General features: G+C 67.6%; 8 protein-coding genes and 1 pseudogene. 4 read left to right on the plus strand and 5 right to left on the minus strand.

Annotated elements, in window-relative coordinates; all coding sequences use genetic code 11:
* Positions 1 to 340: 340 nt before the first annotated feature.
* Both E9529_RS13205 and E9529_RS13210 read left to right on the plus strand, forming a co-directional pair.
* Positions 341 to 1,240, plus strand: a complete 900-nt coding sequence (locus E9529_RS13205) for a lipopolysaccharide biosynthesis protein (protein ID WP_236831620.1) — start codon at positions 341 to 343, stop codon at positions 1,238 to 1,240.
* Between the two features lie 18 nt (positions 1,241 to 1,258).
* Positions 1,259 to 2,569 carry a nucleotide sugar dehydrogenase gene (locus E9529_RS13210; RefSeq protein ID WP_236831621.1) on the plus strand — a complete coding sequence of 437 codons (1,311 nt, stop codon included), beginning with the start codon at positions 1,259 to 1,261 and terminating at the stop codon, positions 2,567 to 2,569.
* Between the two features lie 315 nt (positions 2,570 to 2,884).
* Here E9529_RS13210 and E9529_RS13215 read toward each other — a convergent pair whose 3' ends face one another.
* From E9529_RS13215 to E9529_RS13235, 5 genes are all read right to left on the minus strand, one after another.
* Positions 2,885 to 3,937, minus strand: a complete 1,053-nt coding sequence (locus tag E9529_RS13215; RefSeq protein WP_236831622.1) for an LCP family protein — start codon at positions 3,935 to 3,937, stop codon at positions 2,885 to 2,887.
* A gap of 150 nt (positions 3,938 to 4,087) precedes the next feature.
* Entirely contained in the window at positions 4,088 to 4,417 is a 330-nt protein-coding gene (locus tag E9529_RS13220) for a hypothetical protein (protein ID WP_236831623.1), read from the minus strand.
* 514 nt (positions 4,418 to 4,931) lie between these two features.
* The gene (locus E9529_RS13225) at positions 4,932 to 6,287 is read right to left on the minus strand and encodes a hypothetical protein (RefSeq protein ID WP_236831624.1); all 1,356 of its coding nucleotides are present in this window, start codon (positions 6,285 to 6,287) and stop codon (positions 4,932 to 4,934) included.
* Positions 6,288 to 6,927: 640 nt separating this feature from the next.
* Entirely contained in the window at positions 6,928 to 7,779 is an 852-nt protein-coding gene (istB, locus tag E9529_RS13230) for an IS21-like element helper ATPase IstB (RefSeq protein WP_236831625.1), read from the minus strand.
* Positions 7,776 to 9,134: a hypothetical protein gene (locus E9529_RS13235; RefSeq protein WP_236831626.1), complete on the minus strand. Its 1,359-nt coding sequence runs from the start codon at positions 9,132 to 9,134 to the stop codon at positions 7,776 to 7,778. The genes istB and E9529_RS13235 overlap by 4 nt, the downstream gene beginning before the upstream one ends.
* Before the next feature lie 124 nt (positions 9,135 to 9,258).
* On the opposite strand from E9529_RS13235, the gene E9529_RS13240 reads away from it, so the two are divergent.
* A complete protein-coding gene (locus E9529_RS13240) occupies positions 9,259 to 11,196 on the plus strand; it encodes an acyltransferase family protein (protein ID WP_236831627.1) in 1,938 nt (645 codons plus the stop codon).
* Between the two features lie 798 nt (positions 11,197 to 11,994).
* Positions 11,995 to 12,750, plus strand: a pseudogene (locus E9529_RS13245) (IS110 family transposase); the annotation flags it as partial.
* Positions 12,751 to 12,843 lie beyond the last annotated feature (93 nt).

Consider the following 12,843-nt stretch of genomic DNA (forward strand, 5'->3'; position numbering starts at 1 on the left):
GTGGTCCTCTCGGGGTGGTTTCCGAAATCTGTTGGCCGCGCAGGTCATTGCCGCGCTGGCTGGCTTGATCGTGAATGTCCTGTCAGCTCGGGGGATGGGGCCAGATGGCAGGGGGGCTCTGGCCTTCTATCTTCAACTTGGGTACATCGGGAGCGCTCTCGTCATGGCTGGGACAGATCGCGCCCTGCCGGCGGTGCGGCGTAAAGATCCCTCCTTGGGGGCTGTAGAGGGCCAGATGCTTCGCCTGCTGGCGCCGCCGATGGTATTTAGCCTCCTAGCCCTGACTGGCGTCTTAGCACTATTTGCTATCGACGTTATAGGCGGTTATGTGGTTGCGATAGTGGCTGCACTCCTGCTGGCACTGTGGGGAAACGCCCTGCTTCTTTCACTGCGGGCTGCGGGAATCGCCGGACAGGACACCAGCCGGTTCCTTCGGACGATGTTGGCGGCGCAGGTAATCCTAGTGACGGGGGCGGGCGTGCTACTGGCGCTGTCCGTCGAGTCCCCACCTGTTTGGCTTTGCCTGTACGGCTCGTCGTTATTGATCCCGACGCTGTTAGCGGTTATCTGGTCGCCGCCAAAGGTCGCGGCGGATGCTGAAGGGCGCACCGCTACTCGGAAACTAGGGCTACGCTTGGCGCCGACGATGGTCGCGAACATGGTGATGCTCCGCGCGGACCGACTGTTGTTGCCTGTACTTAGCTCTCCCGAGCAGCTGGGGCTTTACGTCGTCGTGGCTGCAGTTACGGAATTGATCGCTTGGCCGGTGCAGGCCTTCGTTGACGGCCGGGTGCCCCTGTGGCGGGTGAGCATCGACATGGGAACACTCTCCGTTGGCAAGATCCTCGGGTTTGCAGCCGCGTTCACCGGACTTGGGTCTGCAGTCGTCGCGCTGTCCTTAGCGGCCCTCCTGATTCCGGTCTTCGGTGAAGAGTATTCCCCGGCGCGGCAACTTGTGTGGCCGCTGGCGGCCGCGGGCGGCTTGTATGCATTCAGCCGGGTCGGCCTCGCAATGGCTGTCGCTGGCAACCGATCGCGGCTAGCAGCCTCTATTGACATCTCGGGGATGATGGTCGCGGCTGCTGCCTATATCGTTCTCATTCCCGAACATGGTGCCACTGGGGCTGCCCTTGGTTCGCTATTGGGCTACGGCATCGCAGCGCTGGCCTCTGCTGCAGTTGTATGGCGAATGGCCTGGAGTCAGGCGGTCGTGGAAGGATCGTCGAGCGATGCAAGCTAAATCGGGGAGAGTGTCAGTGTGACTGAGGAGCGAGACGGTCAAGTGAATGCGTCGAAGACGTCAGGCGAGAGCGTGGTCGTAGTCGGACTGGGGTATGTCGGCCTGCCGCTGCTTGTAGAGATGGTTCGAGCAGGTCACCGCGTCATCGGGCTAGACCGCAGCGCGGCGGTAGTTGATTCGCTCAATGCGGGACGGTCGCACATCGACGACGTTGGCGACGCGACGATCGCAGAGATCCTCGCTGCGGGCTTTCGTTCCACCGTGGACGCAGCTTGCATCGCCGAGGCCGACACGGTCGTCGTATGCGTACCCACCCCGCTGTCAAGGGACGGCGCGCCAGATCTGGGTGCGGTTGAGGGGGTGGGCCGGATGCTGGGGGAGAGGCTGACAAGCGACACTCTCGTCGTCCTGGAGTCCACCACATATCCCGGGACGACCGAGGAGTTCTTCCAGCCCTTGGTCGAGGCCGGGGGGCTGCGGGTGGGCGAGAACCTCTGCCTGGCGTTCTCCCCGGAGCGTGTGGACCCGGGGAATAGGGTTTACGGCATCAGGAACACCCCGAAGGTCGTCGGCGGGGTGACCACGACTTGCACCCAGCGGGCGGTCGACTTCTACGCCAGCTTCATCGACACGGTGGTGTCGGCGAAGGGCACTCGCGAGGCCGAGATGGCCAAGCTTCTGGAGAACACCTACCGGCACATCAACATTGCCCTGGTCAATGAGATGGCCCGGTTCTCCCACGAGCTTGGCATCGACCTCTGGAACGTCATCGACTGCGCGAAGACCAAGCCCTTCGGCTTCCAGGCCTTCTATCCGGGTCCGGGAGTCGGCGGGCACTGCATCCCGATCGACCCGAACTACCTGTCGCACACGGTGCAAGCGCGCCTCCACTACCCGTTCCGGTTCGTCGAGCTGGCGCAGGAGGTCAACGCCGGCATGCCGAACTACGTCGCGCGGCGCATCCAGGACCGGCTCAACGACGACGGCAAGGCAGTGCGCGGCTCGACGGTGCTGCTCCTCGGCGTCACGTACAAGGCCAACATCGCCGACGAGCGCGAGTCGCCGGCGGTCCCCCTGGCTTTGAAGCTCGAGGCAATGGGCGCCGACGTCCGCTTCCACGACCCGTACGTGGACGTCTGGAACGCCGCCGAGCACGGTGATCCGCAGCGCTTGCTCAAGGGCGAACAGAACTTGAGCAGTGCTCTCCGTGAAGCGGACATCGTTGTCCTGCTCCAGGCGCACCGCGAATACCTGGACGGGGCGTTGGATGGCGTGGGGGTATTTGACACCCGCGGCGTGCTGGCTGGCTCTGAAGTCGTACGCCTCTAACGCGTAGTGATGTCGAGGGCGGGGCCTGCCTGAAGGTTGCTTCCGGCAGGCCCTGCCTTGTCAGTAAGGGTGGGTGTCCCAGCGCCGCAGCTGCCTCGCAGCCGTCGGCTTTGAGGGCCGGAGGATCCGTGTGGAACACCTGTACGGGGGTGACGTCGGCGGACTCGAGCCACCGCCGCGGGCCTCTCTCCGTGCCCGGTGGTAAGGAGCTCCGATCCGCTGTCGAGCCGACGTAGCAGAGCGTTGTGTCGGGCTGCAGACGTCCAGTCCCTCAGGGACGTCGCGTCCGCCGCGGCCCTGATCCGGGGGGCGCGCTCAGCGGGGTACGTCCGGGAGCGCCTCGTCGGCGAACTCGGCGGCGTTCTGGGCGAGGGAGTCGCTGCGCAGGTACTCCCACATCCGCTCGGCGGCGTTGCCGTCGAGGTAGACGACGCTGGCCGGCCCCTCCATCCCGGTGCCGAGCACCGGGGCGGTGAAGAACTCGATGTGGCTGGGCGTCACACCGCGCATCGAGTAGGCCAGGCCCACCAGGTCGCCGTTGCTGAGGGTGTCGTCGACGCTGACGGCGCTGGTGATCGCGAGCATGGCCGCGTCGAGCTTCGGCGGGCTGGTGAAGGTCTCGGAGCTGAACAGCTTGTCGAACATAGCCCGCAGGTACTGCTGCTGCCGCTTCACCCGGTCGAAGTCCCCACCGGGCAGGCCGTAGCGCTGCCCGAGGTACCAGCGGGCCTCGTCCCCGTTGAGGTGGTTCATGCCTGCCTCGAAGGTGTACGGGCCGTTCTGCGTCGTCTCCGCCACGACCACGTCGACGCCACCGAGGTCGTCGGTCACCTGGACCAGGCCGTCGAAGTCGATCGCGACGTAGTGGTCGATGCGCACCTGGGTGAGCTGCTCGACGGTCTGCACCAGCAGCGACGGCCCCCCGAAGGCGTAGCTGGCGTTGATCTTGTTCATCCCGTGGCCGGGGATGTTCACCCACGAGTCGCGGGGGATGGAGATCAGCTGGGCGTGCTGCCGGTCGGCCGAGAGCCGGGCGAGCATGATCGCGTCGGAGCGGCCTCCGGGGGCGACGCCCTCCGCGCTCTCTGTCCGGGTGTCCGAACCGACGAGCAGGAAGGTCACCGGCTCCTCGCCGGCGTCCTGCTGTGGGGTGGCGGGCGCGGGGCGCGAGCCCTCCGGGAGTTCGGCGAAGACGTCGGAGACGCGGTCGATGTTGCCGGCCCACCGGTCGGCGAGGAACCAGAAGCCGCCGCCCACCACCAGGCCGAGCACGAGCGCCAGGACGCCCAGGCCGATGAGCACCCGCCGCAGGCCGCGGCGGCGGGGCCGGCCGGTGTCCGTCTCCTCGTCGCGGTCGTCGTCTGACACCAGGGGGAGGGGTGACGTGTCGCGTGTGCCGTGCTCCGGCGCGCCGTTCGCGTCGCTGCGCATTCCTCGGACCCCCGTCGTCGTCGAACCCGGACGAGGGTACGGCGACGCAGGTAGGGCGCGGTGCGGCCCTGCCCCACCTGGGTGAGGTCAGGCCCGGCGGCGTTCGCCGTCCAGCGGCGGGTTCCGCTTCGCGGCGGGCGCATGGCCCCCGACGGCCCAGCGGCCGTGCGGTCGGGTTGCGCGTGGCTCCCCGGCCACGAAGTCCCGCCAGACCAGATCCCGCTCGTCGTCCGCAGTGCGGGTGGGGCTGGGAGGGTCGGCTCGCTCACGGTCGAGGCCCGGTCCCCCCCAGGTCAAGTGCCGATCCAGGGCCGCCTGCCGCTTGAGATCGGCCAGGTGGATGCTGCGCCCGATCACGAGGGCGACAGCCAGGGCGACGACCACCCACACCACGATGAGGACCAGCACCCAGCTCATGGGCTCTTCCTAGGTGTCGCCGGCTGACGCCGGGTCCGACAGGTATGTGGCGTTTCCCCTGGTCTATCTACTGCGTCCGACGATACGCGCGCATGCCAGACAGCGTTTGCGATACCAGTACCTCCTCGGTCCCCAAAATGGGTGGAGACTCGGCATGCCATCGCGCCCAGCGACCGGAACGTCGGGATGGGTAGGTCGCTGCCCGGGCCGACTGCGCAAGGTAAGGCGATTGTTCGCGGCCCGCTTCGCTCCGACCCCGTCACCTGGCCCGCGACCGCAGCGGAGCGGCGCTGACCGTACCGCTCTCACCGTCCCTCGTGCGGACGGTAGTCGGTCACGGACCTAACGTCCCGGCAAGGCGCCCACACCGGTTCTGCGTCAAAGGGGAGCCCTTCGGCGCAGCGGACGCCCGCGTCTCGAGTTCTCCGCGCCGGAACTAAGCTGCACATTGCGGTCTCGACCTTTTCGTGCGGTAAAGGGGCAACGAATCGAGCCGGGATGTCAGCCAATCATCTCAGGCGTTCTGCGAACCAACCCATGTTGGCCCCGCATTGACGCCTCGGGGTGACCAGGCATGCCGCCTTGGCCTCGAAGCAAGCCACATAATTGTAGCCGCTATGGCGAGCAAGCCTAGTCGCGTAAGTTGGCGAACGACCCATGTGTGAGTACCCGACCAGGCAAGGTCTGCGATCCCGCCGGCGAGCATGGCCCAGAACGCCGTCATGAGCAGAGCTTGCGGGCCGGTGGCCAGGGCGACCATGGCCCGGCGAAAATATCCGTCGAGTGTTCCAAAAAGCCATGCCAGGACGGGCACCGCCAGCATTAAACCAATCCAACCAAAGTTCCAATACCACTCTCCGTAGACGGTGGCAACTACCGAGTAGCCACTGCCCTCGCGCTCCGGCGCTACCAAGCCGACCAATTCGTACCCGAGAGCCTGCGGCACCCATTCCGGTTGCAGATTCTGCGGCAGGACGGTGAAGGGTACGCTCAGAAATGTGCTGCCCCAGGCGGGCGTGACCTCGCGGAGATCGATGGCCTCCACAATCTGCGCGAAGACGCGGATGGGCGAGAGCATGGATTCCAGGCCTGTGCGCCCTTCGCTGGCTCCCGGCTGTAGCGACTCCTGTAGTTCCAGTCGGTCTTGAGCCAGCCACCAGATGGCCAGCGGCGTGGCCGCTACCGTGGCCCATTTGACGGCCCGGTGCGGGAAGCGTGCCGTGAGAAGCAGGCCGATGACGCAGGCCAGGGCGACCAATCGGAGCCGTCCGGTACCTTGGTGAAAGACGGTGACGTAGAGCCCGAACGCACCGAGAATGTAGACCAGGCGAGGTGAGACTGGTCGGGTATCAACCCGGAACAGCAGGCCGGCGGCGAATAGGGTTACGGCTGTGAACACAGAGCCGTCGCCCACGGGCGAGTCTGCGTAGGGTATGCCCGTTCGCTGGGCGGCGAACATGCCGGCGATTGCGATCGCTCCGACCCAGGTGACAATCCGGGCGTCGCGGAGCGACGGCATCGTTACGTCGTTTCCTGTGGCGGGGGATGCTCGCCGCCAGGCTGCCAGATTGACCAGTAGCTGAACGGTGATGGCTAGGGTGATTGCGGCACTCACGTAGCCAGGGGCCGTGACCCGTCCAGGATTGACTCCCTCGCTCAGGCCTCCCACACCGATGAAGATGGCGAAGGCGTAGTTGAACAGGCCAAGCGCGGTGATCTGACTGGCGCCGTGAGCAAGAAACGCCCACGTTCCGTAGCCAAGGGCCACTGATCCCAGCGCGACGTTAAGCTCGTCATCGGCGTCGGGGTGGAAGCCGGCCACCAACCAGACTCCGACTACGGCGCCTAGCGTCACAATGGAGATGCCCACGCGCGGCGCGGTGGGTCTAGGCACGGTTTCCGAGAGTACGGCACCTTGCACCCCTTGGCGGCCGACGTCACCAGTTCGCGGGAGGCTCCCCTTCGGGTGCCAGCGCCGGTGTAGGCGACCGTAGCGACCTCAGGCCCACGCTGGCGGAGACCTAAGTCGCGGTAGGCCGACAGGGACGGGTGACCAACCAGGCGGTCTTAAGCCGGTCTGCGGTCATGGCTCGCACGGTCTCGTCCCTGGGTTTGGTTGTCCGAACCATGGTCGCTCCTGTTGCGAACCAGATCGGGGGACGACGGAGCCGTCCAGTTCGGGCATGATGTGCCTCCGTGAACGGGGGCACGGGTACATGACGACTACTGGGACGCCTGCAGCTGTGATCAGCGGCGCAGCAGGCATCAGTCCGGAGGGGGCGCCGAGGTCGAAGTTCCGGGGTGACGTTGAAGGACTGCGCGCCATCGCCGTCGGCTTGGTCCTCCTCTACCACGCCGACAGTTCGCTCATGCCCGGCGGCTTCGTTGGCGTGGATGTCTTCTTTGTCATCTCAGGCTTTCTAATCACCGGACTACTCCTGGCCGAGCTTGATGGCGCTCGCCGAATCTCCCCAGGTGTGCTCATCGAAAGTCCCCACCCGGGAGCGGGGTCAGGTTAGCGGTCGGCGGGTGCCGGTGGCGGCGCGGCGGAGGGTGTCGGTGCGGGCGTGGTGGTCGCGGAGGCGGTAGCTGTCGCCGTCGAGGTTGAGCACGACCGAGCGGTGCAGGAGCCGGTCGAGCATGGCGGCGGCGACGGTGGTGTCGCCGAGGACCTCGCCCCAGGAGGCGACTCCGCGGTTGGTGGTGAGCACGATGGAGGTCTTGCCGTAGCGCTGGGAGACGACCTGGAACAGCGCGCTGGCGGCCTCGCCGGGGAGCGGCAGGTAGCCGAGCTCGTCGATGACGAGCAGGGTGGGGCCGGCGTAGAAGCGCATGGTGGTGGCCCAGCGGCCCTCGATCGCGGCGCGGTGGCAGCGGGCGGCTAGGTCGGCGGCGGTGGTGAAGTAGGTGCGGTAGCCAGCCTGCGCCGAGGCCCGCGCGAGGCCGACGGCGAGGTGGGTCTTGCCGACTCCGGGCGGGCCGATGAGCAGCACATTGGTGGCGGTTTCCAGGTAGCGGCAGGTCGCCAGCTCGGCGATGAGCGCCCGGTCGATGCCGGGGGCGGCGTCGTAGTCGAAGTCGTCCAGGCTGGCCGGGGAGGGCAGCGAGGCGAACCGCAGTCGGCCGGCCAGCCGGCGGGCCTCGGTCGCGTCGACCTCGAGGGCCAGCAGCCGCTCCAGCGCCGCGGTCAGGCCCAGGCCCTCGGTGCGGGCGGCGTCGAGCACGGCGGGCAGGTGCTCGGCGGCGGTGTGCAGCTTGAGGGTGGCCAGGTGCCCGCGCAGCTGCTGGTAGAGGCTGGCCTGCGCGCTCGTGCTCGGGGCGGTGGTGCACGGTTCGGTGGTGCTCGGTTCGGTGGTGCTCATCGGAGGGTGTTCCTTCCTCGGGCGGCCCGGTCGTAGGCGGCCAGATCGACCACCACGTCCGCGGTCGTGGCGCTGCTGTCAGCGGGCTGGCGGAGGGCGTCGGCGGCCGCTCGGGCGGCGGGGCCGGGTGGGATGCGCTGCTTGCGCCGGTGCGGCACGGCCGTGGAGAACGCGGCCAGCACGGCGCTCTCGAGTGCGATGACATGACCGGAGTCGCGCATCATCGCTCCGGCCCCGTCGGTGGCCAGCCGGTGCCGGGCGACCACGGTCGGCGGCCGGCCGACGCCCGAGCCGGTGGCGATGTCGATGCTGGCGGCGCCCAGGCGGTGCGCCACGGTCACCGTCGTGCCGGCCAGCTCCGGTGGCACCGAGTAGAAGTTGCCGCGGTAGGCCACCAGGGCCTGCGCGGAGACCCTGCGTTCGGCGGTAAGCACCGCCGGGAACGGTGCCGGCACCGGCGCGAGCCGCTCGTCGGCCAGGAAGCTGGAGACGGTGCCGCGCCGCCCGCCGAGGGTGCGCAGCCGGGCGTCGCCGCGGGTGGCGCAGAAGTCGTCCAACGACGCCTGCGCGGCCTCGGGCGTGAACTCGTCGGGCAGGGTGCGCCACCAGCGCTGGGCGGCGGTGTGGTTGGCCTTCTCCACCACGCCCTTGCGGTTGCCGCGCCGCGGCGGGCAGATCGCGACCTGCACGCCGTAGTGCTTGGCGACCGCGGTGAACGACGCGCTCACCCGACCCGAGGCGGGGTGGCAGACCGTCGCCATGCGGTCGAACCGCCAGCTGCGGGTCAGCCCGCCGAGGGCGGCGCAGACCCGGTGGATGGCGTCGATCAGGACCGGCTGCTCCATCGAGGAGCACAGCACGCCGCGCCAGCGGCCGGAGTGCGCCAGCGCCCCGACCAGCAGGAACGCCTTGCCCGTGTAGCCGGCCGCGGCCCAGCCGGCGGGCGGGTCGGGCAGCTCGACCCAGTCGAACTGGGTCTCCTCCCCGCCCGGGTGCTCGATCACCGCGACAGGGCGGCCCCGGGTCGGGGCGCACGGCTCGCACGCCGGCCGCAGGGCCCGGGTGCGCAGCTGCCGGGTGAACGTGGAGTACGCCCGGCCGTATCCCAGACCGGTGACCTCGTCGAACAGAGTCATCGCCCACAGGTGCGGGTCCTCGGCCAGCCGGGCGCGGCAGTAGTCGACGAACGGCGCGAACCCGTCCGGGCCGGCCGGGGCCCGGACCCCGGCCTGGCGCCCGTTCAGATAGGCGCGGATGGTCTTGCGGTCATGACCCAGGTGCCGGGCGATCGCCGAGATCGTCCAGCCCTGGCGACGTAGCGCGTGCACGTCGATGTCGTCCTCCCGTGTGAGCATGAGAGGCAGGGCTCCTTCGAGGTGGTGCGGTGGTCAGAGACCGCCATCCTCGGAGGAGCCCCCGCCGTCTCTGGCGGAGCTCCACGGGTGGAGAAGTTCAGTGAGCAGGTCTGGGGAAGTTCAGTTGAGCGCCGTCAAGCTTGAGAAGCAGGGCAGAATATCGCTTGTCGGCTTCTATGGAAGGCGCGCCAAGCGACTTCTGCCGGCCGCGGCTGTCGTGCTTACGACCGTCGCTACGCTCTCCGTCGCATTCCTGCCGAACATTCGCTGGGCCGACATCGGTGGCGACATCGTCGCGAGCGCATTCTATGTCGCCAACTGGCGATTTGCTGAAAGCGCGGTTGACTATCTCGCCCAGGACAGCGCTGAAAGCCCTGTCCAGCACTTTTGGTCTCTTGCGGTTGAGGAGCAGTTCTACCTGCTTTGGCCGCTGCTAATCATCGCCGCTGCGGCATTGAGTCGCCGATCCCATCGACGCGGCCGGCCTTCGACAAAGGGGTTGATGGCCGGGCTGGCCCTGGTGGCGCTGCCGTCGTTCGCATGGTCGGTCCACTTAACCTCGGCGGACCCCGGGCGTGCATACTTCGTGACGACGACCCGCATGTGGGAGCTGGCAATCGGCGCCGCCGTCGCCATTCTGGCGGTTCGCACGGCTCGCATTCCGAGCGCCATCGCGACGACGGTGGCGTGGGTTGGCTTAGCCGCGGTGATCGTTACCGGCTTTGCTCTAAGCGCGGACGCTGCCTTCCCGGGCTGGATCGCTTTGGTGCCCACCCTCGGAGTGGCGGCCGTGATTGCGGGCGGCGCGAACGCTGGCCGGTTGGGCCCGGCCCGGGTCCTCGGCGCTGCACCCCTGCGCGCCGTAGGTGCATTGTCGTACTCCCTGTACTTGTGGCACTGGCCGTTGCTGGTAATCGCCGAGGGAGCCTGGGGTGAGCTTTCGTTATCCGCCAGCGTTGGCGTCGTCGCCTTCTCGGCAGTGCCCGCCTATCTGACCTACCGGTGGGTGGAAAACCCAATCAGGCGATCGCGAAGACTCGCGGTCAACCCCAAGCGGGCCGTGGGGATTGGAGCCTTGGCCACTCTGGCGCTTCTCAACGTGGGGATCCTCGTGGCGCTAGCGGCACCCGCAGTCCCGTCCGGATATACGCCCTCGCCGACGGCCCTTGCCAACGCCGCCGAAGGTGGAGTCGTAGCAGGGATTGGAGCGGCGACGCTGGCGGAGAATCCCCGCAATGACGCGGACGGGGCTCCTGTGGACCAGGTTGACAGCTTCACTCCTTCGGCAGTGGCTGCACGGCAGGATGTGCCCGTTGTTTACGACCGAGGTTGCCACGCTGATACACAGGAGACGGTTGCGACTGCCTGCACCTTCGGCGATCGGGAAGGCGACCTTAGGGTCGCGCTGGTTGGGGACTCCCACGCTGCACAGTGGGTTTCGCCTTTAGCTCAGATCGCCGAGGAGCGAGGGTGGGCCCTAGATAGCTATACCAAGTCGGCCTGCCCGTTCGTCGACGTCATGGTCATGTCTGGCTCACAGCCATACCGAGAGTGTGCAGCGTGGAACGATAACGTGATGGCGAAATTGACTGGTGTGGATCGGCCAGATCTGGTAATAACGACGAACAGCGAGTATCTCGTCAGTGAAGGTGGCGAAGCGCTGAGCGCCACCGCGAGTGCGCAGGCGATCCGAGTCGGTCTTCGCAGTACTTGGTCAACGTTGACTGAGGCGGGCGTTCGGATCGTTGCACTCGCCGATACGCCCCGACCAGACATAGACATCGCCGAATGCGTGTCAGCTAATGGCGACCAGCTGACGGCGTGCGCCGTTCCCCGTCAGCAGGCGGTCGGCCCTCAAGCGGGTATACATCGCGAGGTCGCCCTGAGCCTTCCCGGAGTCGCCTCTGTCGACCTGAACGACGCGATCTGCCCGACCGAACTCTGCGCACCCGTGATCGGTGGCGCCTTGGTCTACCGGGACACGAACCACCTGACCGATACCTATGCGCGATCGCTCGCGCCAAGGCTGGTGGCCGAGCTGGATCGGGTGCTGGCCAGCTGATCGTGTCGCCCAGCAGGTGTGTGAGCGCCCACCCGGGTTCGCGTCCGATAGCGGTGTGAGGTCGGTGCTGGTTGCACGCGCGCAGGCAGCCGCGGCAACGCCCGAAGCGGGCCCGGCCCGATAGGCCAAGGGGCACGGGAACCCTGAGCTACTTCTTGGCAATCCCTGGCCGCAGTGGCCTTCGGGCGCGCGCCCTGTGAGGGAGTCCGGCAGTCGAAGGGATGCGCCTGCGACCTGTGTTCGAGTCAGGATCTGGGATGAGGCGCCTTATTAACTGAAGGCTCACGACGCCGCGTGGCCCCTGCGGCGGCATCGCCGGCGGTAGGGAGCGGGCAGGAGCTGGGTCCTCCCTCGCTGCCGGTTTCGCCGACGCATGAAGGGCTGCTGCTGCCTCGCCGTGGGCTAGGTGTAGTGACCGGAGGCGTTGGGCGAGGAGCTGCGACTCTGGGATCTGACTGAAGGATCTTGCGAGGGAGGACCTCCGGGCGCGGAGTGGAGCTGCTTAAGGCCCTCATTCCATGAAGCACCGGAGGTCCTCGTGCTCCACGCTAATGGGTCTCGCACCGGTCGGAACCACGTGCTGAGGTCGGTGTCCGAGCCGTCGGCGGGTCGAGCACTGTCACACGCAGATCCGAGGGCCGAGATCTAGCGTTAGAGCGTGCCGCCCGTCGGCTGCCGGGAAGGCAGGACGACTGGTGGGATGGCGTGCCTCGACAAGTTCGGTGAGCACTGATCCATTAGCGCGACGCGGTCCTTCCCGCAGGCTCGACGATGCAGGTCGAGTGGGAGGAGCCGCTGGTGCTGTTCGTGGGTGACGACTGGGCCGAGGCCCATCACGACATCGAGATTCAGGACGAGACCGGGCGGCGGCTGGTGCACCGCCGGTTGCCCGAAGGTATCGCCGGAATCGCCCAACTGCACGAGCTGATCGGGCAGCACGCCCCCGACAGCGTCGACGCCGATGACCCCGCTCAGGTGGTGATCGGGATCGAGACCGACCGCGGACCGTGGGTTCAGGCGTTGCTGGCCGCCGGCTATCAGGTGTTCGCGATCAACCCGCTGTCGGTCGCCCGGTATCGGGAACGGCATGTCACCTCCGGGGCCAAGAGCGACCCCGGTGACGCCAAGGTGCTGGCTGACCTGGTCCGCACCGACCGGCAGCATCACCGGCCGATCGCCGGAGACAGCGAGCTGGCCGAGGCGGTCAAGGTGCTCGCCCGAGCGCATCAGAACGTGTGCTGGATGCGCGGTCGTCAGGCCAGCGCGCTGCGCTCGACGCTGCGGGAGTTCTACCCCGGCGCGCTGGCCGCCTTCGACGAGCTGGCCCATCCCGACGCGCTGGCGGTCCTCCAGATGGCGCCGACTCCGGCGACGGGCCGCCGGCTGACCCGGACGCAGATCGCTTCGGCGTTGCGCGGGTCCGGGCGGCGACGCAACGTCCAAGTCCGCGCCGAGCAGATCCAGGACTCCCTCCGCGCACCACAGCTGGAGCAGCCACCGCTGATCGCCGAGGCATTCGGCGCGAGCGTGACCGCCTACGTCGCCATGCTTAGCCCGGGGCTTTCACGGGAGAGCGGCGTGACCGGGTGTTGATCAACTGAAAAGTGCTCCTGACCAGCAAGGATGGGTCTTGTCGAGGGACCTATC

Origin of the sequence: Blastococcus sp. KM273128, from assembly GCF_021698975.1 — a bacterium.
Classification (GTDB): domain Bacteria; phylum Actinomycetota; class Actinomycetes; order Mycobacteriales; family Geodermatophilaceae; genus Blastococcus.

Bases quoted from the DNA above. Each gene is read 5' to 3' on its own strand.
- E9529_RS13220 (WP_236831623.1), bottom strand. From the start codon at position 4,417: ATGAGCTGGGTGCTGGTCCTCATCGTGGTGTGGGTGGTCGTCGCCCTG.
- istB (WP_236831625.1), bottom strand. From the start codon at position 7,779: ATGAGCACCACCGAACCGAGCACCACCGAACCGTGCACCACCGCCCCG.
- E9529_RS13235 (WP_236831626.1), bottom strand. From the start codon at position 9,134: ATGCTCACACGGGAGGACGACATCGACGTGCACGCGCTACGTCGCCAG.